The 22,112-nt window shown below is 58.9% G+C and carries 19 protein-coding genes; 11 read left to right on the top strand and 8 right to left on the bottom strand.

Annotated elements, in window-relative coordinates; all coding sequences use genetic code 11:
• The first annotated feature begins 108 nt into the window (after positions 1–108).
• The 3 genes from ACA057_RS17440 to ahpF all read left to right on the top strand — a co-directional run bounded on the left by ACA057_RS17440 (position 109) and on the right by ahpF (position 3,509).
• Entirely contained in the window at positions 109–1,038 is a 930-nt protein-coding gene (locus tag ACA057_RS17440; protein ID WP_497340796.1) for a site-specific integrase, read from the top strand.
• A gap of 218 nt (positions 1,039–1,256) precedes the next feature.
• A complete protein-coding gene (gene ahpC / locus ACA057_RS17435; RefSeq protein ID WP_010460707.1) occupies positions 1,257–1,820 on the top strand; it encodes an alkyl hydroperoxide reductase subunit C in 564 nt (187 codons plus the stop codon).
• Between the two features lie 126 nt (positions 1,821–1,946).
• Positions 1,947–3,509, top strand: coding sequence for an alkyl hydroperoxide reductase subunit F (gene ahpF / locus ACA057_RS17430; protein WP_497340794.1), 1,563 nt, complete (start codon positions 1,947–1,949; stop codon positions 3,507–3,509).
• Between the two features lie 176 nt (positions 3,510–3,685).
• On the opposite strand, the gene gloA is transcribed toward ahpF, so the two are convergent.
• The gene (gloA, locus tag ACA057_RS17425) at positions 3,686–4,207 is read right to left on the bottom strand and encodes a lactoylglutathione lyase (RefSeq protein ID WP_033055156.1); all 522 of its coding nucleotides are present in this window, start codon (positions 4,205–4,207) and stop codon (positions 3,686–3,688) included.
• A 149-nt stretch (positions 4,208–4,356) separates the two neighbouring features.
• Between gloA and ACA057_RS17420 the strand changes: the two genes are divergently transcribed.
• Positions 4,357–4,881 carry a DUF4946 domain-containing protein gene (locus ACA057_RS17420; RefSeq protein WP_497340792.1) on the top strand — a complete coding sequence of 175 codons (525 nt, stop codon included), beginning with the start codon at positions 4,357–4,359 and terminating at the stop codon, positions 4,879–4,881.
• A gap of 173 nt (positions 4,882–5,054) precedes the next feature.
• On the opposite strand, the gene ACA057_RS17415 is transcribed toward ACA057_RS17420, so the two are convergent.
• The 3 genes from ACA057_RS17415 to ACA057_RS17405 form a co-directional block, all read right to left on the bottom strand.
• Positions 5,055–5,420, bottom strand: a complete 366-nt coding sequence (locus tag ACA057_RS17415; protein WP_401353164.1) for a histone-like nucleoid-structuring protein, MvaT/MvaU family — start codon at positions 5,418–5,420, stop codon at positions 5,055–5,057.
• Positions 5,421–5,653: 233 nt separating this feature from the next.
• Positions 5,654–7,186: an EAL domain-containing protein gene (locus ACA057_RS17410; protein WP_497340790.1), complete on the bottom strand. Its 1,533-nt coding sequence runs from the start codon at positions 7,184–7,186 to the stop codon at positions 5,654–5,656.
• 112 nt (positions 7,187–7,298) lie between these two features.
• Positions 7,299–8,171 carry a LysR family transcriptional regulator gene (locus ACA057_RS17405; RefSeq protein WP_497340788.1) on the bottom strand — a complete coding sequence of 291 codons (873 nt, stop codon included), beginning with the start codon at positions 8,169–8,171 and terminating at the stop codon, positions 7,299–7,301.
• A gap of 78 nt (positions 8,172–8,249) precedes the next feature.
• On the opposite strand from ACA057_RS17405, the gene ACA057_RS17400 reads away from it, so the two are divergent.
• On the top strand, positions 8,250–9,194 hold the full coding sequence (locus ACA057_RS17400; RefSeq protein WP_497340786.1) for a DMT family transporter: 945 nt from the start codon (positions 8,250–8,252) through the stop codon (positions 9,192–9,194).
• A gap of 252 nt (positions 9,195–9,446) precedes the next feature.
• On the top strand, positions 9,447–10,523 hold the full coding sequence (hppD, locus tag ACA057_RS17395; RefSeq protein ID WP_462005544.1) for a 4-hydroxyphenylpyruvate dioxygenase: 1,077 nt from the start codon (positions 9,447–9,449) through the stop codon (positions 10,521–10,523).
• A gap of 126 nt (positions 10,524–10,649) precedes the next feature.
• Here hppD and rarD read toward each other — a convergent pair whose 3' ends face one another.
• Positions 10,650–11,531: an EamA family transporter RarD gene (gene rarD, locus ACA057_RS17390; RefSeq protein ID WP_497340784.1), complete on the bottom strand. Its 882-nt coding sequence runs from the start codon at positions 11,529–11,531 to the stop codon at positions 10,650–10,652.
• Between the two features lie 196 nt (positions 11,532–11,727).
• Positions 11,728–12,741: an aldo/keto reductase gene (locus ACA057_RS17385; protein ID WP_497340782.1), complete on the bottom strand. Its 1,014-nt coding sequence runs from the start codon at positions 12,739–12,741 to the stop codon at positions 11,728–11,730.
• A 166-nt stretch (positions 12,742–12,907) separates the two neighbouring features.
• On the opposite strand from ACA057_RS17385, the gene ACA057_RS17380 reads away from it, so the two are divergent.
• The 5 genes from ACA057_RS17380 (at position 12,908) to ACA057_RS17360 (ending at position 19,613) form a co-directional block, all read left to right on the top strand.
• Positions 12,908–14,029 (top strand): sugar diacid recognition domain-containing protein, encoded by a 1,122-nt coding sequence (locus tag ACA057_RS17380; protein WP_497340780.1) that lies wholly within the window; start codon positions 12,908–12,910, stop codon positions 14,027–14,029.
• A gap of 142 nt (positions 14,030–14,171) precedes the next feature.
• Complete coding sequence (locus tag ACA057_RS17375; protein WP_497340778.1) at positions 14,172–15,314, top strand: glycerate kinase; 1,143 nt, start codon at positions 14,172–14,174, stop codon at positions 15,312–15,314.
• A 250-nt stretch (positions 15,315–15,564) separates the two neighbouring features.
• Positions 15,565–17,190, top strand: coding sequence for a methyl-accepting chemotaxis protein (locus ACA057_RS17370; protein ID WP_497340776.1), 1,626 nt, complete (start codon positions 15,565–15,567; stop codon positions 17,188–17,190).
• 90 nt (positions 17,191–17,280) lie between these two features.
• Positions 17,281–18,468, top strand: a complete 1,188-nt coding sequence (locus ACA057_RS17365; RefSeq protein WP_497340774.1) for a pyridoxal phosphate-dependent aminotransferase — start codon at positions 17,281–17,283, stop codon at positions 18,466–18,468.
• A gap of 638 nt (positions 18,469–19,106) precedes the next feature.
• The gene (locus ACA057_RS17360; RefSeq protein ID WP_497340772.1) at positions 19,107–19,613 is read left to right on the top strand and encodes a hypothetical protein; all 507 of its coding nucleotides are present in this window, start codon (positions 19,107–19,109) and stop codon (positions 19,611–19,613) included.
• A 123-nt stretch (positions 19,614–19,736) separates the two neighbouring features.
• Here the strand turns inward: ACA057_RS17360 and ACA057_RS17355 are convergent, their stop codons facing one another.
• Both ACA057_RS17355 and ACA057_RS17350 read right to left on the bottom strand, forming a co-directional pair.
• Positions 19,737–20,714, bottom strand: a complete 978-nt coding sequence (locus ACA057_RS17355; RefSeq protein ID WP_497340770.1) for a 2-hydroxyacid dehydrogenase — start codon at positions 20,712–20,714, stop codon at positions 19,737–19,739.
• 14 nt (positions 20,715–20,728) lie between these two features.
• Positions 20,729–22,027: an MFS transporter gene (locus ACA057_RS17350; protein ID WP_497340768.1), complete on the bottom strand. Its 1,299-nt coding sequence runs from the start codon at positions 22,025–22,027 to the stop codon at positions 20,729–20,731.
• Positions 22,028–22,112 lie beyond the last annotated feature (85 nt).

Below are 22,112 nucleotides of genomic sequence, written 5' to 3'. Positions count from 1 at the left end.
TTAAATACTTGATGTAATTGACACGGGATATACTGGTATTACCCCGTGTGATGAGCCATTCACCGGGTTTTGACTCGCAACAGCAGTACGCCTTCGAGAAGTGAGCCCATGACTGAGCTGGATCGTTACCTGCAAGCCGCCACTCGCGACAACACCCGTCGCAGCTATCGGGCGGCGATCGAGCACTTTGAAGTCAGTTGGGGTGGTTTTTTGCCGGCGACGGGCGACAGCGTGGCGCGCTATCTGGTGGCGCATGCGGGCGTGTTGTCGATCAATACCTTGAAACTGCGTTTGTCGGCGCTGGCTCAGTGGCACAACAGTCAGGGTTTTGCCGATCCCACCAAGGCGCCGGTGGTGCGCAAGGTCTTCAAGGGGATTCGGGCGTTGCACCCGGCCCAGGAGAAACAGGCCGAGCCGTTGCAGCTTCAGCACCTGGAGCAAGTGGTGGCGTGGCTGGAACTGGAAGCGCAAACCGCCAATGCTGCGAACGATCGACCGGCGCTGTTGCGGGCCAGGCGCGACACGGCGTTGATCCTGCTGGGTTTCTGGCGTGGCTTTCGTAGCGATGAGTTGTGCCGCGTACAGATTGAGCACGTGCAAGCGAGCGCCGGCTCCGGCATCACGCTCTACTTGCCGCGCAGCAAAAGCGATCGCGAAAACCTTGGCAAGACGTATCAGACACCGGCGTTGCAGCGGTTATGTCCGGTGCAGGCCTATATCGCCTGGATCACTGAAGCCGCGCTGGTGCGTGGGCCGGTGTTCCGAGGCATCGACCGCTGGGGCCATTTGAGCGAGGAGGGCTTGCACGCCAACAGCGTGATTCCCCTGCTGCGCCAGGCGCTGGAACGCGCCGGCATCCCGGCCGAGCATTACACCAGTCACTCCCTGCGACGCGGCTTCGCGACGTGGGCCCATCAAAGCGGTTGGGATTTGAAGTCGCTGATGAGTTACGTCGGCTGGAAGGACGTGAAGTCGGCGATGCGCTATGTCGATGCCAACCCGTTTCTCGGGATGAACCGCATCGCCGAACAACCCTGATCAATTCCGCTTCACACGCAACCTGTTGTGGCAGCTGCCTCGCGGGCTCGACAGCTGCTACGAGACCTCATGGAGCCCTAGTACCGTTTTCTTCTATTAATACTGTCGGCTAATAGCGAAAACCAATCAGCAGCATGAGGTTTGCCAATGAGCCATCCGTCCGTCGAGTCGGTAGAGTTCACTCCATCAACTTCTTAACCCCTGACGGAGAGTCAACGATGCCTATCATCAACAGCCAAGTTAAACCGTTCAAAGCTGACGCATTCAAAAATGGCGACTTCGTAAAAGTCTCGGACGCTGACCTGAAAGGCAAGTGGTCGGTCGTGTTCTTCTACCCAGCTGACTTCACCTTCGTTTGCCCGACCGAACTCGAAGACCTGGCTGACAACTACGACGCGTTCCAGAAGCTGGGCGTCGAGATCTACAGCGTTTCCACCGATACCCATTTTGCTCACGCTGCCTGGCACAACACATCGCCAGCCATCGGCAAAATCCAGTACACCATGATCGGCGACCCGACTCACGCTATCTCCCGCAACTTCGACGTACTGATCGAAGACGCTGGCCTGGCTGACCGTGGCACCTTCGTGATCAACCCTGAAGGCCAGATCAAAATCGTCGAACTGAACGACGGTGGTGTAGGCCGTGACGCTTCCGAGCTGCTGCGCAAAATCAAGGCTGCCCAGTACGTTGCTGCTCACCCAGGCCAGGTTTGCCCAGCCAAGTGGAAAGAAGGCGAAGCCACTCTGGCTCCGTCCCTGGACCTGGTCGGCAAGATCTAAGTCTGTGGATCGCATCATCAGGGCGGAACTCCGCACCTACTAAGTAAGCTGCACCGCCCTCAAAAACGCCCGGGCGATATTCGCTCGGGCGTTTTTTTATGAATTTGCAAAAAGGAAATCGCCCGTATGTTGGACGCCAATCTTAAAGCCCAGTTGAAATCGTACCTGGAACGGGTCACCCAACCGATCGAGATCGTTGCCTCCCTCGACGACGGTGCGAAATCCCAGGAAATGCTCGAACTGCTGAAAGACGTTGCCAGTCTTTCCAACCAGATTACCTTGCTCGACAACGGTGACGATGCACGCAAACCATCGTTCTCGATCAACCGCCCCGGTGCCGATATCAGCCTGCGTTTCGCCGGCATCCCGATGGGCCATGAATTCACTTCGCTGGTGTTGGCCCTGCTGCAAGTCGGCGGCCACCCATCGAAGGCCAGTGCTGAAGTGATCGAACAGATCCGCTCGCTCAAGGGTGATTTCAGCTTCGAGACTTACTTCTCGCTGTCCTGCCAGAACTGCCCGGACTTGGTCCAGGCACTGAACCTGATGGCCGTGCTGAACCCGAACATCCGCCACGTCGCCATCGACGGCGCGCTGTTCCAGGCTGAAGTCGATGAACGCCAGATCATGGCCGTGCCAAGCATCTACTTGAACGGTGTGAACTTCGGCCAGGGCCGCATGGGCCTGGAAGAAATCCTCGCCAAGATCGACACCAGCGGCATCGAGCGTCAGGCCGAGAAGATCAGCGCCAAAGAAGCCTTTGACGTGCTGGTCGTCGGCGGTGGCCCGGCCGGTGCTTCGGCTGCTATTTACGCGGCGCGTAAAGGCATTCGCACCGGTGTGGCGGCGGAGCGTTTTGGTGGGCAGGTGCTGGACACCATGGCCATCGAAAACTTCATCTCCGTGCAGGAAACCGAAGGGCCGAAACTGGCGGTAGCGCTGGAAGAGCACGTCAAGCAATACGACGTCGACATCATGAACCTGCAACGCGCCGACAAGCTGGTGCCAGGCAAGAGCGGCGAGCTGCACGAAGTTCACTTCGCCAGCGGCGCGACCCTGAAAGCCAAGACGGTGATCCTGGCGACCGGCGCAAGATGGCGTGAAATGAACGTCCCGGGTGAGCAGCAATACCGCAACAAAGGCGTGGCGTACTGCCCGCACTGTGACGGTCCGCTGTTCAAAGGCAAGCGTGTGGCGGTGATTGGCGGCGGTAACTCCGGCGTCGAAGCGGCTATCGATCTCGCCGGTATCGTCTCGCACGTTACGCTGCTGGAGTTCGACGTGCAGTTGCGCGCCGATGCAGTGTTGCAGCGCAAGTTGCACAGCCTGCCAAACGTCACCGTGATCACCCATGCGCAAACCACTGAAGTGTTGGGCGACGGTCAGAAGGTCAACGGCCTGCGCTACAAAGATCGTCAGTCTGACGAACTGCGTAGCGTGGAACTGGAAGGGATCTTCGTGCAGATCGGTCTGTTGCCGAACACCGATTGGCTCAAAGGTACCATCGAGTTGTCGCCGCGTGGCGAGATCATTGTCGATGCGCGTGGCGAGACGTCGATGCCGGGCGTGTTTGCGGCCGGTGACGTGACGACCGTGCCGTACAAGCAGATCGTGATCGCGGTGGGCGAGGGCGCCAAGGCTTCCCTGAGCGCATTTGATCACTTGATCCGGACCTCGGCCCCGGCATAACGGCCGCGCTGAAAACACAAAACCCCATGAGCGATCATGGGGTTTTTTTGTGCCTCACGCCTACCAACTGTGGGAGCGGGCTTGCTCGCGAAAGCGGTGTGTCAGCCAACAAAGATGTTGAATAATACGCCACTTTCGCGAGCAAGCCCGCTCCCACATTAGTTCAGTGGTGGGAGTTACATCGGGGCCGGCTGGATGATCTCTACCCAGTACGCATCCGGGTCCTTGATGAACGCCAGGCTTTTCATGCGGCCGTCGTTCAGGCGTTTCTGGAAATCACAGCCCAGCGCTTCGAAGCGCTCGCACGCGGCAACGATGTCCGGCACGGAAATGCAGATATGGCCAAAACCACGCGGGTCGGTGTTGCCGTTGTGGTAGGCAAAATCCGCGTCGTTCTCGGTGCCGTGGTTGTGGGTCAGTTCAAGAATGCCGGGGATCGATTTCATCCACTCGGTACGCGCGGCGGCGTCGGCCGGGATCTGGTTTTTGTCGACCAGCGCCAAAAAGTACAGGCTGAACTCGGCTTCCGGGAAGTCGCGTTTTTCCACCAGCGAAAAACCCAAAATACGCGTGTAGAAATCCAGGGACTTGGTGATGTCCTTGACCCGAAGCATGGTGTGGTTGAAGACAAACTTCTGGGTGGCGGTGTCAGGTTGGGCGGTGACGCCTGGGAAGGTGTTCAATTCGTGCAGGCTCATGGGCCCTCCGGAAAAAAAATAAGTGGGGCGAACGAATGGCGACAATGATACGCAAGGGTTCTGACATCACCAAACCCAAACCGTCGGCTATTGCCTGACGGGCGGGTGAGGCTCAGACTTTACCGCTCAATCCGTGAGTGTTCATTGCAATGATTCGATTCTGTAAATCGGCGTTCGTCCTGATGTGTCTGCTTTCAGGCATTGCCAACGCTCACGCAGACGAGCCAATCGTGACGTGGCCCAGCGGCTGGGAAGTCGAAGTCATTCCGCCCGATGATGCCAAACCAGAAGTTTCCCGCCAGCGCGCGGTCAAAAACGATCAGGACGGTACGCCGGTGATGGTGATGGAGTTGACCATGACGCCGGTGGAAAGCGGTCATCAGGTGAACCTGCAAGGCGTGTTGCTGGAGATGCGCAAGTCGGTGCAAAAGGACTTCTTTCAAGGCGGTTATCAAAGTGTTTGCAGCAAGATTCACCCGACTACCTTGAGCCGCTTAACGGCGCTGGAAACTACCTGCACGATCACCCAGAACGGCAGGCATGTGCTCTCTCAAACATTGGTCGCGGCTGTCGATGCCGATAAAGCCTATGTTCTTTCCTACGCGGGGCAGGCTGAGGTTTATAAAGCAAGTCAGGAGGAAATAGAGGCTGCCCGTAACAGCTTGAAACTTTAGTGAACGATTTCAGTGGCCATCGATCTCAGCGCTTTTTGTCATGTTTAGATACCTGAAGGGACTAAGCACAAAGTTAACGTGCAAGTAGTGATTGATCGGTGCTGATCGTTGCATTTAGAGGTATCCATGAAAAAGCCCTGCATAAGCAGGGCTTTTCTTGTTACCGCGAGTGCTTAGCCGCGCAGCCAGGAATCAACAGTAGCTGCACCGTATTCTTCCTTCCAGGCTTTCAGGCCGCGGTGGTTGCCACCCTTGGTTTCAATCAGTTCGCCGGTGTGCGGGTTCTGATAAACCTTGACCACGCGAGCGCGGCGGGTCTTGGGTGCTGTTGCCTGTTGCAGGCCGGATTTTGCCGGGTTCGGATCGAGAATGGCGATGATGTCGCGCAGGCTCTTGCCGTAGGTTTTCATCAGCCCCTGGAGCTTTTCTTCGAATTCGATTTCTTTCTTGAGCCCGGCATCGTTCTTCAGCGATTCCAGCTGCTTGAGCTGTTCTTGAAGGGCCTTTTCAGCGGCACGAAATTCAGCGAGTCTGGACAATATCTTTACTCCAATAGTGTGTTTGGCTGATACCAACCGCAAACAAAGCTATAAGCCAAGGGCCTTGTAGCGACTCGGTGATAATGGCTCACCTGCTAATCTTACGCAGGCACGAAAAATTGTAGTAGTTAATTGGCCAAGAGTAAATCCTGTCTTTTTCTTCATGTAACTACCGTAGTCTTTTGATTCAATTTGGTGCAAGGCTTGCTTGAGTCATCGCTTAGAGCCGCTAGTTAATGGTGACTTAATGCGTTAACGAACTCTGCGGCGGGCATGGGGCGGCCGAACAGATAACCTTGCAAGAAGTTCACGCCATGGGCAGTCAGGTAATCACTTTGTTCCTCGGTTTCCACACCTTCGGCAACAATGTCCAGGTCGAGCTTGGCGCAGAGTTCGATGATGGTGTCCAGAATGTGCCGGGAAAGGGCGTCGGCGCCGATCATGGCGACAAAGCTCTGGTCGATCTTCAAAAAGTCCACATTGAACTGCCGCAGATAACCCAGGCTCGAGTGACCGGTACCGAAGTCGTCAATGGCAATCATCACGCCCAGCTCATGCAGCTGCTCGAACAGTTGATGGGTGATGGCCGTGGGCTCGATGAGTTCGCGTTCGGTGAGTTCCAGTACGAGGCTGATGGCACCCGGCGCAAAAGCGGCGAGGAATTCGCGGCAATCGGCGACCAGTTCCAGGTCTCGGCAGTGACTGGCCGTGATGTTGATCCCCACATGAAACGGCCGGTTGAACGACGCCTGATGGGGCGCCAGCAGGGCGGCAGTTTGTTGCATCAATGCGCGGGTCATCGGCACGATCAGCCCGGAATGTTCGGCAAACGGGATGAACATGTCCGGGCGCACCAGGCCTTCCTTCGGGTGATTCCAGCGCATTAGGACTTCGGCGCCCGACCACTTCTTGCTGTCGCCGTGGACCACGGGTTGAAAATACGGAACGAACTCTGAAGCCTCCAGCGCACGCTGCAATTCATGGCTGGGTGACGACGAGCGCTTCTGTAGAAAATGCCCGATAACACCAGCGATCACACCGAAAAAGATCAACAAACTGAACAACGGCGGATACTCGCTGCGCATATAGCGCCAGGTTTCACCTTCGGGGAAACCGGCCGTCACGGTAAATGCATAACGCGAGGACGCCAGTGTGGTTTGTGCCACTGGCAAAGTAGGCAGCGCGTCACCGTGGAAGGTGCCGTCAGCGGTCAACCAATTTGGGCCAACTTGCAGTAGCAGTAACGTCTTGCCGCCGATCATGCGCAACACATTGCTCAGGTGATAACCGTCCAGGGTACTCATCGCGCCCTGTTTTCCTGCGTTGAGCCGATACACCAGTAACGCGCTATTGGGCGTTACCAGGTTGCCTTTCATCAGCACTATCTCGCCTTTGCTGTAGTCACCGGCAGTGAGTTTTTCCTGGTAGTCGCCAAACAGGGAACTGCAGTAAATGGTGTCGTCCCACAGCAGATTGGTTGAGCGCACGAACGGGCGGCGGGTGACTTGTTCGCGCAACGCCAGGTTCACATCAATGCAACTTTGCCCGGCCAGTGGCAGTAACTCGCGTGCGGCCGAGGCGTTGTTGTCGAGCATCAGTTCGAATTGGCGAATGGCTTCTTCGGCGGTCTGTTCGGTGTTGTGCTTCAGTGCCCGTTCCGCTTGCATATAGAGGATGGCGAATCCCAGCAGTACCGGGAGTAAACCGCTCAATACAGTCACCGCAATCCGGGTACGTGTGCGGCGGGTTTTGACGTTCAGTGGCATTCGCGAAACCTGTAACGATAAAAGAGGGCTCTCAAATGCTGGCAGGGCAAGGTGCCTCCCAAAAAGAGTTCAAGTACGGGCCATGATAGTTGGCCTTCGGCAATTATGCCGTTCAACGGTAGTTCAGGCGCTCGGCCAGTTTGATAAAGGCCAGCGCCGCCGGTGAGGACTGGCGCTGGTCGAGCACCGCCAGGCCGACTTGGCGAGCAACCGGCGGTGACAGTGGTTTTTTCACGTAGCGGTTGTCGTCGTGCACGGGCAATGAGCCTTCGGCGACCACGGTCAACGCATCGCCTCGGCCAACGGTATCCAGCGTGCTCAGTAGCTGCGAACAGCGATAGCGAATGTTCGGTGTCAGCCGGGAGGCGCTGAACAGCCGTGAAACCAGTTCCGACGAGCCGGCCTCGGTCAGCACGAACGGGTCGTGACACAAATCGCCGAGGCTCAAGCTGTCGCGACTGGCCAGCGGATGATCGACGGGGAGCAGCGCGACCATCTGGTCCTCGATCAGCGCGAAGGTGTCGAAGCGCTCTTCGGGCAACACCACGAAGCCGACATCGATACGTCGCTCTTCCAGCCAATGGATGACTTGCCTGTCCGGGCCTTCATCAATATGGACCTCAATGCCCGGGTGAGCGGCGCGGTAGTGCTGCAGGATCAGCGGCAGCAATTTGATCGATGAGGTCGGGCCGAACGAGCCGATACGCAGCGTGCCGCGTTTCATTCCGCGGGCATCGGCGGCTTCCTGGCGCAAGGTGTTGGCCAGGCCGAGCATTGCCCGCGCGCGCATTAAAAGCTGTTGGCCGATGTCGCTTAGTTCGACCTGGGATTGATTCCGGCGCAGCAACTCGACGCCCAATTCCTGTTCCAGTGACTTGAGCGCGTGAGATACCGCGGATTGGGAAATCCCCAAACGGTTGGCCGCCGCCGTGAAACCGTGAAGCTCGGCCACGAGGGAGAAAATCTCCAATTGGGTAAGGGTCATGAGTGTTTACTCATTTTACGATGATCTGACATTAGTCGAATGATACGTCATCTCGTCCATTTCCCGTTCTGGAAACTTATGACCCGTTGTGAACAAACCCTATCGAACCCTTCGGATACACCGGTCTATCTAAAGCTCGCCGCTGTCACCATGATCTGGGGCGGCACCTTCGTCGCTGGCCGGTTTCTGGCAGATAGCCTGAGCCCGCTGTTCGCCGCCAGCCTGCGTTTCCTGTTGGCCAGCGCGGCATTGTTGCTGTTTTTGCTGTTGGCCCGCGTACCGCTGGCCCGACCCAGCCCCAGGCAATGGCTGCGGTTGGCACTGCTGGGATTCTTCGGGATCTTTTTCTACAACCTGTGCTTCTTTTATGGCCTGCTCTACATCAATGCCTCACGGGCGTCATTGATTGTGGCGCTGAACCCGGCCGTGATCGGGTTGGCGTCGTGGCTGTTGTTCAAGGAGCACTTGAGTCGGGCGAAAGTCGCCGGTATTGCGATCTGCATTGCCGGGGCCAGCCTGGTGATCGTCAGCCGTAACCCGCAGCTGTTGGCCGGCAATGTCGACGCCTGGATCGGCGATCTGTTGATTTTCGGTTGCGTGGTCGGTTGGGGGATTTACTCGCTGTTCTCCAAGGATCTGAACTACGCCCTCGGGCCCGTGCAAACGGTGACGTACTCGATTCTGCTGGGCACGCTGATGCTATGGGTGACCAGCGCTGTCAGGGGAGAGTTGAGCGTTGCAGCGCTCGCCAGCCTCGGGCCGCAACAATGGCTGAGCCTGATGTACCTCGGCGTGTTGGGTTCGGCGCTGGCCTACATCGGCTATTACGATGGCCTCCGCAAAATCGGCGCGACCCGTTCCGGCGTGTTCATTGCGTTGAACCCGCTGACCGCGGTGATCCTTGGCGCGCTGCTGCTGGGCGAGCAATTGACGCTGACGATGTGCCTGGGAGGAGGGCTGATTCTGGCCGGGATTTTCCTCTGCAACAAACCCCTTGCGCGAGTGGGGAAAAAGGGGATTTGATACAGAAGGCGGACAAACTGATTTACGCTGTGTAGAATCGGTTTACGCATATAAGAATAATCGTCTTCTGGCAGCAGAAGCCTCGCCCGCAACAGCCTTGGGTCGACAATGAAGAGTTTTGGGTTTCAATTGATCTACGGTGACTTCCTCGCCCGCAGCGTGCGGGGCATCTCCTGCGCGCCACCCGCCGGTCTCAGCATTGCTAGTAACTAACGTTCCGTTAATTCTAAGAATGATGATGAGGCGCCAACCATGGCAGATTTATACGAAAACCCAATGGGCCTGATGGGCTTTGAATTCATTGAATTCGCATCGCCAACCCCGAACACTCTGGAGCCGATCTTCGAGATCATGGGCTTCACCAAGGTCGCGACCCACCGCTCCAAAGACGTGCACCTGTATCGTCAGGGCCAGATCAACCTGATCCTCAACAACGAACCGAACAGCGTGGCCTCGTACTTCGCGGCCGAGCACGGCCCGTCGGTGTGCGGCATGGCGTTTCGCGTCAAGGATTCGCAAAAGGCCTACAAGCGTGCGCTGGAACTCGGCGCACAGCCGATCCACATCGAGACCGGTCCGATGGAATTGCACCTGCCGGCGATCAAAGGCATTGGCGGCGCGCCGCTGTACCTGATCGACCGTTTCGGCGAAGGCAGTTCGATTTATGACATCGACTTCGTGTTCATCGAAGGCGTGGATCGCAACCCGGTCGGTGCCGGCCTGAAAATCATCGACCACCTGACCCACAACGTGTATCGCGGTCGCATGGCCTATTGGGCCAACTTCTACGAGAAGCTGTTCAACTTCCGCGAGATCCGTTACTTCGACATCAAGGGCGAATACACCGGCCTGACCTCCAAAGCCATGACCGCGCCGGATGGCATGATCCGCATCCCGTTGAACGAAGAGTCTTCCAAGGGCGCCGGGCAGATCGAAGAGTTCCTGATGCAGTTCAACGGTGAGGGCATCCAGCACGTTGCCTTCCTCAGTGATGACCTGATCAAGACTTGGGATCACCTGAAAAGCATCGGCATGCGCTTCATGACCGCGCCACCGGAAACCTACTACGAAATGCTCGAAGGCCGTTTGCCGAACCACGGCGAGCCGGTCGATCAACTGCAATCGCGGGGGATTCTGCTGGACGGTTCGTCCGAGTCGGGCGACCGACGCCTGCTGCTGCAGATATTCTCGGAAACCCTGATGGGGCCGGTGTTCTTCGAATTCATCCAGCGTAAAGGCGATGATGGTTTCGGCGAAGGCAACTTCAAGGCGTTGTTCGAATCGATTGAGCGGGATCAGGTGCGTCGTGGTGTGCTTTCCACTGACTAAACCCTTACACCGATAAAACTGTGGGAGCTAGCCTGCTAGCGATAGCGGTTGTGCATTCAACATCACTGTTGACTGACACACAGCCATCGCTAGCAGGCTAGCTCCCACATTTGTTTTCGGTTGTTGTTACGGGCGTCGTTGCCTCATCAAATGCTTGAACCCTTCAAACATCAGCACAACCACCGCCATCCAGATCGGAATGTAGGTCAGCCATTCGCCGGCCTTGATACTTTCCCCCAGCAGCAACGCAACGCCGAGCAACAGCACCGGTTCGACGTAGCTCAACAACCCGAACAGGCTGAACGGCAACAGCCGACTGGCGATGATGTAGACCACCAGCGCCGAGGCACTGATCACCCCGAGTATCGGGATCAGCAGCGACAGCCACGGGTACTGATCGAACACGTCGAAACCTTGCTCACCCCCCAGCACGAACCAGAACGCCACCGGCAGCGTCAGCGTCATGTCCACCCAGAGCCCGCCGAGGTTGTCCGTCGCCAGTCGTTTGCGCAGGACGAAATAGGTCGGATAGCCAATGCACACCAGCAAGGTCGCCCAGGAAAAACCACCGACCTGATACACCTCATTGATCACGCCGAGGCAGGCGAATGTCACGGCGACTTTTTGCAAATAGGAGAGGCGTTCGCCATAGGCGATCCGTCCGGTCAGGACCATGGTCAGCGGCAACAGGAAATACCCCAGCGACACGTCCAGGCTGTAGCCGTTGAGCGGCGCCCACATGAACAGCCAGAGCTGTACGCCGACCAGGGCGGAAGAGGCGATCAGGCCGGCGAATAATTTGGGTTTGCTGCGCAGGCGGCGAAGGATGTCGATGACGCGTTTCCATTCGCCGGAGACCACCATGAACACGGTGATGCACGGCACCGTCAGCAGCATGCGCCAGCCGAAAATTTCCACACCGCTCAACGGGGTGAGCAGCGACGTGTAGTAATACATGACGGCAAACAGCACCGAGGCTGTGACCGATAAAACGATACCTTTAGACAAACTGTCCTCGCGAGGTTGAACGTGAAACGGGGGCGCAGAGGATACGTGGTTTTACCTGTGAATACTGACCAACCGATCAACACTGATCCCATGTGGGAGCGAGCCTGCTCGCGATGGCGATTTCAAATTCAACAGAGATGTTGGTTGATAGTCCGCTTTCGCGAGCAGGCTTGCTTCCACAGTGGATTGGGTGTTTTCAGTTGCTACGCGGTTTACGACCCGACACGAAATGGCTCACGTCATTGAACCCCGGTGTCGACGAGTGCCCCGGCGTGACCAGCGAGTCGATGAACGCTTCATCTTCCGCCGTGATCTTCACCGCCTGCGCTTTAGTGTAGGCATCCCATTGCGCTTCGGTACGCGGCCCAACGATGGCCGAGGTGACGGCGCCGTTGTTCAGCACCCAGGCGATGGCGAACTCGACGATGCCCACGCCACGGCCCTGGGTGTAGTGCTGGATCTGCTGGGCGATGCGCAGGGATTCGACGCGCCATTCGGTTTCCAGAATGCGTTTGTCTGCGCGCCCGGCACGACTGTTGGCGTCCGGTTTGACGTCCGGCGCGTATTTGCCGCTAAGCACGCCACGCGCCAGCGGGCTGTAAGGCACCACGCCGAGGCCATAGTTTTGTGCGGCCGTGATCTGTTCGGATTCGGCCTGGCGGTTGACGATGTTGTACAGCGGCTGGCTGATCACAGGTCTGTCGACGCCCAGGTGGTCGGCCACTCGAATGACTTCGGCGATGCGCCAGCCACGGAAATTCGACAGCCCCCAGTAACGGATCTTGCCATGGCGAATCAGATCGCCGATGGCCGACACCGTTACTTCCAGCGGCGTGTTGTGGTCTTCGCGGTGCAGGTAATAGATGTCCAGGTAGTCGGTGCCCAGGCGGGTCAGGCTGGCGTCGATACCATTGAAAATGTGCTTGCGGCTCAGGCCGCTGCGGTTTGGCACGCCGTTCACCGGGCCGGAACCGACCTTGCTGGCGAGCACCCATTCGTGACGGCGGCTGGCAATCGCTTCGCCGACGATTTCTTCGGAGCGGCCGTTGGTGTAGACGTCTGCGGTGTCGATGAAATTGATGCCCTGGTCCCAGGCCTTGTCGATGATCCGCAGGGAATCTTCGGTGCTGGTCTGTTCGCCGAACATCATGGTGCCCAGGGTCAGGGTGGAAACCTGCAGACCCGAATGACCCAGTACGCGGTAGCTCATGACGAAATCCTTTTACCGGTGGGAAAGGCTCAATCAAATACCAGAACGGTAGGGCGGGGCAAACGGAATTATCGAACATCCCACATTTGACCGAGGCGTTTTTTATCGTCAACGTTACTGTTCTTGCGTCCCCGGCCCGTGCCTTACGCTTTCAAGGATCACCGCTATGTTCGAACTCGATCACGACCTGGCCCAGGACATCGTCGACCGGGCGATGGCCATCCTGCCGTACAACGTCAATGTCATGGACAGCCAGGGCCTGATCCTCGGCAGTGGCGAACCGGAGCGTGTCAACACCCGGCATGAAGGCGCGCAACTGGTGTTGGCCAACGGCCGCGTGGTGGAGATCGACGCGCAGACCGCGATCCACCTCAAAGGCGTGCAGCCGGGCATCAACCTGCCGCTGATGCTCGATCAGCGGCTGATCGGCGTGCTGGGCATCACCGGCGAACCGGAGCAATTGCGCACCTATGCCGAACTGGTGCGCATGACCGCCGAGATGCTGGTGGGCCAGCGCAATCAGCAGGCCGAGCAGCAATGGCGGCGCCAGCGTTGCGATGATCTGCTGGCATTACTGCTCAGCGAGGCCGGGGATTCGCCCCGGCTGATCGACGAGGCGCAACAGTTGGGGCTCAAGCCGCAGCTGACTCGTACGCCGTCTCTGTTCGAATTGGGGACGGCGCACGGTCCGGGGCAGACCGTCGAGGCGCTCAGTGCCTGGTTGACCTCACGCTACCCGGACAGTTGGTGCGTGAGTTCGGCCAAGTCCTCGTTGCTTTGGTGCCGGCCGGCCAACCAGGCGATCGAGCATGATCGGTTGCTGGAAAAACTCGACGGTCTGGGCTGGAGCATCTTGCGTATCGCCGTGGGTGGACAGGCTGATGGGCTGGCGGGATTGCGCCGTTGCTGTCGCCGGGTGAGTGACTTGCTGGCCTACGGGCGTGAGGTGCTGCCCCAGTCGCGGTTGCTGACCCTGAACCGCTATCGGTTGCCAGTGTTGCTCTGGCGTCATCGTAACGACGATGCGCTGGACGAGTTGCTCAGCCCGCTGCGCAAAGTCGTCGCCAAGGACAACAACGGCCAGTTGCTGGCGACCCTGCGCAGTTGGTGCGAACACGATGGCCAGAGCCAGGCGTGCGCCGACGCCCTGGGCATCCACCGCAACAGCTTGCGTTATCGCATGGAGCGGATTGCCGAACTCAGCGGCGTTGATCCGTTGCGCCTGGACGGCATGCTCGCGCTCTACCTCGGCGTACAACTCCTGCCCCAAACCGACACAAATCCGTAAACAACCCGCTCCCACAGGTAACGCGTCCATCCAAAGGGTTTTGTGGGAATGAACAATAATCCTCTGTGCCGCTTGTGCAGCGGACCGGCGTTATTGTTCTAACCTGCTGGCAGCATGAGGGCATTGGAACTGGAGAACTCCCATGAAAATCGTTATCGCCCCGGATTCGTTCAAGGACAGCCTCAGCGCTCAAGGCGTGGCCGATGCCATTGCCCTCGGGCTGGCCGAGGTCTGGCCCGATGCGCAGCTGATCAAGTGCCCGATGGCCGACGGCGGGGAAGGGACGGTCGAGTCGGTTCTGGCCGCCTGCGATGGCGAACTGCGCCGCAACACAGTCCGCGGACCACTCGGCGCGCCGGTCAACGCTGCCTGGGGCTGGCTGCCCCACAGTCACACCGCGATCATCGAAATGGCCGAAGCCAGCGGTTTGCAGTTGGTCCCGGTGGGCCAGCGCGATGCGTGCATCAGCAGCACTTTCGGCACCGGTGAGTTGATCCGCGCGGCACTGGAGGCCGGCGCGCAGCGGGTGATACTGGCGATTGGCGGCAGTGCGACCAACGACGGCGGTGCGGGTGCCGTGCAGGCCTTGGGCGTGAAACTGTTCGACGCGCAGGGCCAGATCCTGGCACCCGGCGGTCTGGCGCTCGGGCAACTGGCGCGCATTGATTTGAGCGACATCGACCCGCGCCTGGCCGAGGTGCGTTTCGACATCGCCGCCGACGTCAACAACCCGCTGTGCGGCCCTCACGGCGCGTCGGCGATTTTCGGTCCGCAAAAAGGCGCCTCGCCGCAGCAGGTCGAACAGCTGGATCACGCCCTCGGGCACTTCGCCGATCACTGCGCCAAAGCCTTGAACAAAGACGTGCGCGACGAACCGGGCAGCGGCGCGGCGGGCGGCCTCGGGTTTGCCGCCAAGGCGTTTCTGGGTGCGCAATTCAAGGCCGGGGTTGAAGTGGTTGCCGAACTGGTGGGCCTGGCGGATGCGGTCAAGGGCGCTGACCTGGTGATCACCGGCGAAGGTCGTTTCGATGCGCAAACCTTGCGTGGCAAGACCCCGTTTGGTGTGGCGCGCATTGCTCGGCAGCACGGCGTGCCGGTGGTCGTTATCGCCGGGACACTGGGCGAGGGCTATCAGGAACTGTATGAACATGGCATCGATGCCGCCTTTGCCCTGGCCAGTGGCCCGATGACGCTGGAGCAGGCTTGCGCCGAGGCACCGCGGTTGTTGCGTGAACGGGCGACAGATATCGCCAGGGTCTGGCAATTGGCGGCCCGCACCCGCTGAAATCGCTATCCCTGTAGCAGCTGCCGAAGGCTGCTACAGGGGATCAATTGTTTCATGGATGAAACACCTCTGACGCCCTGAAAAATATTTCATCTCCCCCCGCAGAAATCCTCAACTCCCGCCGATACAGATAACAGGCGCACACAAACCCATTACAACCCTGGCGCCAAGCTGAAACGGTGCGCGCCAGCGCCTGCCCGACAGCCATCACGGCAAGGATGCTCGCAGCCTCAATCACGAGAATCGTCCTATGTCACTGCGTAATCTGAACATCGCGCCTCGAGCTTTCCTGGGTTTCGCCTTCATTGCCTTGCTGGTCATCGCGTTGGGCGTGTTTGCCGTGAACCGCATGACGATCATCCGTCAGGCTTCCATCGACATGGGGAGCACGCAGTTACCCAGCGTCGGGTTCCTGGGCAACATGACGGAAAACGTCCTGCGGATGCGGATTCTGTCGTTCAGGGTGCTGGTCAACCGTGATCCGGCCGCACTGCAGGAAGCCCAGACGCGCATCGGCGTGCTTGTCGACAAACTGCGCAGTGCGCAAGCCAGTTATGCCGCGTTGCCGACAGGTCCCGAAGAAGCGCTGCTGTACAAGACATTCACCGCCACCCTCGACAACTACATGCAAGCCCAGAACCAGATGCTGGAGCTGTCACGGCAGAACCAGCTTGATGCGATGCGCACGTTGATCAATACGCGGATCAAGGACGGCACCGACCAGATGGGCGAGCAGCTCAATAAATTGGTGGCACTCAACAACGACGATGCCAAAGCCGCTTCGGCCGAAGCGGGCGAGCAGTACCGCACCGCCATCACCGGCATCATCGCGGTTGCCGTGATCGCGGCGCTGATGACGGTGTTGCTGGCCTGGCTGTTGACCCGCAGCATCGTCACACCGTTGAGCCGGGCGCTGCAGGCGGCCGAAACCATTGCGGGAGGCAACCTCACCCACGTCATTGAAATCGACGGCAAGGATGAGCCGGCCCGCCTGCTCAACGCGTTATCCAACATGCAGGCCAACCTGCGTAAAACCATCGAACAGATCGCCGGTTCCGCCACCCAGTTGGGCGCCGCTGCCGAAGAACTCAGCACGGTCACCCAGAAAGCGTCTCGCGGACTGCAGCAGCAGAACAACGAAATCGAGCAGGCCGCCACCGCCGTCAATGAAATGACCGCCGCCGTTGAAGAGGTTGCGCGTAATGCGGTGTCCACCTCCGAAGCTTCGAACCAATCGACCCAGGCCGCCCGCGAAGGTCGCGACCGCGTGGTGGAAACCGTCGACGCGATCCAGACCATGACCCACGACGTGCAAAACACCTCGCTGATGATCGAAGGCCTGGCCGCTCAGGGACGCGACATCGGCAAGGTGCTCGACGTGATCCGTGCCATCGCTGAACAAACCAACTTGCTGGCATTGAACGCCGCGATCGAAGCCGCGCGGGCCGGTGAAGCCGGACGTGGTTTTGCGGTGGTGGCGGATGAGGTTCGGGCCTTGGCCCATCGCACGGCGCAGTCCACTCAGGAAATCGAGAAGATGGTCGCCGGCATTCAGAACGGCACGGGTGCCGCCGTCTCGTCGATGCAGCAAAGCAACCAGCGCACCCAAAGCACCCTGGAAATGGCCCGTGCCGCCGGTGTTGCGCTGGAGCAGATCACGCAGTCGATCCACTTGATCAACGAACGCAACCTGGTGATCGCCAGCGCCTCGGAAGAACAGGCGCAGGTGTCCCGTGAAGTTGACCGCAACCTGGTGAACATCCGCGACCTCGCCACCCAGTCCGCCGCCGGTGCCAACCAGACCAGCGCCGCCACCCACGAACTCTCGCGATTAGCCGTGGACCTGAACGCCATGGTCGCACGCTTCGTGATTTGATCGGCCTTCTGTAGGAGCACGAGGTCATAGTGGCGTGTTTCGCGATTTGAGATAGGGTTGAGGCATGGAACCGCGCCACAGGAGAAAGACATGCGCTATTCAGCCTTGACCCAACGAATCGCCGGTGACGGAGCGGCGGCCTGGCAGATTCATGATCGAGCGCTGGAATTGCGCGAGCAGGGCGTCGATGTGTTGCTGCTGTCGATAGGCGATCCAGACTTCGACACACCGCAACCCATCGTCCTCGCCGCTATCGACAGCTTGCTCGCCGGCGACACGCACTATCCGGCGGTGCGCGGCAGTCAGGGGTTGCGCGAGAGCATCGCCCGGCGTCATCGCCAACGCAGCGGCCAAGAGGTGGATGCCGAACATGTGATCGTGTTTCCGGGGGCGCAGTGCGCGGTGTATTCGGTGGTGCAATGCCTGCTCGATCCGGGGGACGAAGTGATCGTCGCCGAACCGATGTACGTGACCTACGAAGGCGTGTTCGGCGCTTGCGGGGCCAAAGTCGTGCCCGTGCCGGTGCGTCCGGAGAATGGCTTTCGGGTCGATCCGGCCGATGTCGCCGCACGCATCACGGCGAAGACCCGAGCCATTTTGCTCAACAGTCCCAACAACCCGTCCGGCGCCAGTTTGTCGCTGGCCATCTGGCAGGAACTGGCGGCGCTGTGCGTGCGTCACGACCTGTGGCTGATCAGCGACGAGGTCTACAGCGAATTGCTCTACGAGGGCGAACACATCAGCCCGGCGAGCCTGCCGGGCATGGCCGAGCGCACTGCGACGATCAACAGCCTGTCCAAATCCCACGCCATGAGTGGCTGGCGAGTGGGCTGGGTGGTCGGGCCCAAACCCTTGGCCGAGCATCTGGTGCATTTGTCCTTGTGCATGCTGTTTGGCCTTCCGGATTTCATTCAGAACGCCGCGCAAGTGGCGCTGGATAAAGACCTGCCGGAAGTGGCCCTGATGCGTGAGGAGTATCGCCAACGCCGCGACCTGGTGTGTGCGAGCCTCGATCACTGCCCTGGCATGCGCGCGATCCGTCCGGATGGCGGCATGTTCGTGATGGTCGACGTGCGCCAGACCGGATTGACTGCCCAGCATTTTGCCGAGCGGCTGCTGGAAGGTTATGGCGTGTCGGTGCTGGCGGGCGAGGCATTCGGGCCGAGTGCGGCGGGGCATATCCGCATTGGGTTGGTCGTCGACCGGCTCAAGCTGGCGGATGCGTGCCGCAGGATTGCGCTGTGTGCGACCGACCTTTTGGAAGCGCGGCGGGCCTGAAAGTTTTGTGGTGTCTGGGCTCGCGAAGTCGGCCTTACAGGCACCCAACTTCTGTCATTAGCACCTTTCAGTTCTGACAGGCGCGGGGTGAAGTCGCTTTGTGGTAACAAAAAGGACCTTTCAGGCCGGAGCCTAAAATGTCCGATATTTCAGGCGACCCCCGCAACTTGCCGACCTCGCGAATATGCAGCCCTGGCCACGTGAGGGTTGTGCTGTTTTCTGACGGTGTCGTCCTGGTTTTGGGACCCCTCAGAGGACAACGCGACCGTGACGTATTGGGTTGCGCTTAACGGGCGCAGCTGGCCGGCGTTGATTCCCGTTTTCATGCTGCCGGGGTTGTCACCCGATATCACCTGTTCGGTAAAAAACACCGCCGTAGATTCCAGTGGAAACACTTCCGAGCCTACGGACTTTGTTTTCACGACACTTCGACGTCGTGGGTAAACAAGAACAGCGAAAAGATCGCAGTCATGCCAAACAGCCCGCCGCGAGGTTGCCGGGCATTCGGTACAAAATATAGCAGCCGAATAACACCGGGTAACCTATCAGTTCTGATAGTAGGCAGATTGATTGACAAGGCGTAGAAATTAGCCAGCGATGCCCAGTCACTTGTTTTAATCAAGTAAAGGAGTCACGAGATGGTTGTTCTCAGAATACTGTTGATCAGTTTTATGCTCGTCATGAGCGCCTGCACTTCGCAGGGGGTGGCGACCTTTCCGGATGGAACGTTAATGATGACTTCTGATCCGCTGGACCCACGTTTCAATTGTGGTCTTGCGTTAGTCAATGGGGATCAAGTTATTGAGGTAGGGCAGCCAAACAAGTGTAACAACGATCGATTGAACTATTTTAAATTGGACAATGCGCCTTCTGCGACTGAAGTAGAGTTTTTTAGTGAGCATTCGGCGCCTACGGAAGAGGGTAAGTGCCCTAAGCCGTCTCAGGCAACAAGATATTGGAAGTTTAAAATCAGAACCTATATCCATCCTGTTTCTACGGGTTGGATCAGTTTTGGCGAGCTACGGACGGCAAAGGTAGGAACCATCGTTAAGAGAGGGGTTATTCTCATAGAGCAGGATCATCAAGGCGGCGATAATATCGATGAGTTGAGCTGCGTCAGAATTACGCGGTCAGAATTGCCTTAGGCGACAGTAGCAGCGGATATTCAATGACGTGATCAATGGATCCGCCAGATCGCTGCAGGCTTCAAGGCTATTTTCGCGGGCAAGTCGACTTGCCCGCGAAGACGGCTACAAAACGCCCAATAGTTATTTCTCCCACACCCCTGCGTTCACCAAATTCGCCGGTCGCTCGCCCGCCAGCGCTGCCAACAGATTCTCCACCGCACACCTGGCCATCGCTTCCCGGGTTTCATGAGTCGCCGACCCAATGTGCGGGGTCGCCACCACGTTGTTCAACTGCAACAACGGTGAGTCCGCGTTCAAGGGTTCACGCTCAAACACATCCAGCCCCGCCGCGCGAATCTGACCCGCACGCAACGCTTCAATCATCGCCGCTTCGTCCACCACCTTGCCCCGGGAAATGTTGATGAAGATGGTTTCGGGACGCATCAGCGCGAACTCTTCGGCACCGATCAGCCCTTCGGTTTCAGCGGTAAGCGGCAACGTCAGGCAGACAAAATCTGCCTGCTGCAACAGCTCCGTCAGGCTGCGGTACTGCGCATTGAAGCGTTGCTCGACCGCCGGTTTCGGCGAGTGGCTGTGATAGATCACCGGCATGCCAAAGCCGAAATGCCCGCGCTGCGCGAGTGCTTCGCCGATGCGGCCCATGCCGATGATGCCCAGGGTTTTGCCGTGCACATCGGTGCCGAACTGCGCCGGGCCGACGTTGCGTTTCCAATCTCCAGCGCGAACCATGTTAGCCAGTTCCACCACACGCCGCGCCGTCGCCAGGATCAGCGCAAAACCGGTGTCGGCGGTGGTTTCGGTGAGCACATCCGGCGTGTTGCTGAGCAGGACGCGGCGCTCGGTCAGGTAGTCGATGTCGTAGTTGTCGACGCCGACCGAGACGCTGGCGATCGCTTCAAGATGGGGCGCCAGGTCGAGCAGTTCGGCATCCAGTTTCAGGCTGGCGCCGAGCAAGCCTTGAGCGCGGGGCAGGGCCTCGCGCAGTTTGGCCAGGCCTTCAGCGTCGAGGCTGTCGATCAGCGTCACTTCAGTGTGCTCATGCAGCCGAGCCATCAGCAGCGGCGAGAGTTTTTTGTACAGAACGACCTGCTTTTTCATCGCAATACTCTCAATCAGGAATGTGTGGCGGCGGGGCGAGTGACCGCGACCGGGGGACGCTCCCGGTCGCTGGCGCCGGGCTTGAGGAAAATCGTCAGCACCACGGAGAGCATCAGCGCGCCGCTCATCAGCAGGTACGAGGCACCGGGCGAACCGGTGGAGCTGTTCAGGTAACCGACCAGATACGAACCGCCAAACGAACCGAGCGCGCCCATGCTGTTGATCAGTGCCATGGCGCCGCCGGCGACGTTGGCCGGGAGGATTTCCGGGATGATCGCGAAGAACGGGCCGTAAGGCGCGTACATGCAGGCACCGGCAATCACCAGCAGGGTGTAGGACCACCAGAAATGTTCAGCACCCAATGCGTAGGAGCCGTAAAACGCAATCGAGGCAATCAGCAGCGGCGGCCAGACAAAGCGTTTGCGCTTCTGCATTTTGTCCGAGCCCCAGGACACCAGCAGCATGCCGATCACCGCCGCCAGGTACGGCAGCGCCGAGAGCCAGCCGGCTTCGATCATGTCCATTTGTGCGCCAGCCTTGAGGATCGACGGCAGCCACAGCACGAAGCCATAGACGCCGATGCTCCAGCAGAAAAACTGCAAGGCCAGGATGATCACCTTGGGCGAACGGAACGCTTCGGCGTAGTTCTTCACCGCTTTGATGCCGACCTGTTCGGCGGCCAAGGCACTTTCCAGATCCTGCTTCTCTTGATCGGTCAGCCACTTGGCTTGAGCGGGACGATCATCGGCCAGACGCCACCAGATAAACGCCCAGAGCACCGCCGGCAAACCTTCGATGATGAACATCCAGCGCCAGCTGTAATGCTGCACCAGATACCCGGAGACCACCGACATCCAGAGCATGGTCACCGGGTTGCCGAGGATTAGGAAGGTGTTGGCGCGCGAGCGTTCGGCACGGGTGAACCAGTGGCAGAGGTAGATCAGCATCGCCGGCATCACGGCGGCTTCGACCACGCCGAGCATGAAGCGAATGACGATCAGCCAGTAGGCGTTGGAGACGATCCCGGTCAACGTGGCCAAGCCACCCCAGAGGATCAGGCTGACGAAAATCAGTTTCTTCACGCTGTGCTTCTGCGCGTAGATCGCGCCCGGTACCTGGAAGAAAAAGTAGCCGAGGAAGAACAGCGCGCCGAGCATCGACGACAGGCCCGGCGTGATCATCAGGTCGGCGGCCATCCCGGAGGCGGCGGCGAAGCCGTAGTTGGCGCGATCGAGGTACGCCAGGCTGTAGGTGATGAACACGATGGGCATGATGTACCACCAGCGGCGGGTGGCGAGCGTTGCGGTTTTCATGGTTGATGCTCCTGAGCTTGTTGTTTTTGTCGCAGCAGGTGTTGCAATCTTCAGTGAACGGGCGGACCTAATCGCTAGCAGGCTA

This window comes from Pseudomonas sp. LBUM1661, from assembly GCF_059695925.1.
This window is presented reverse-complemented; position numbering and strand designations above follow the sequence as displayed.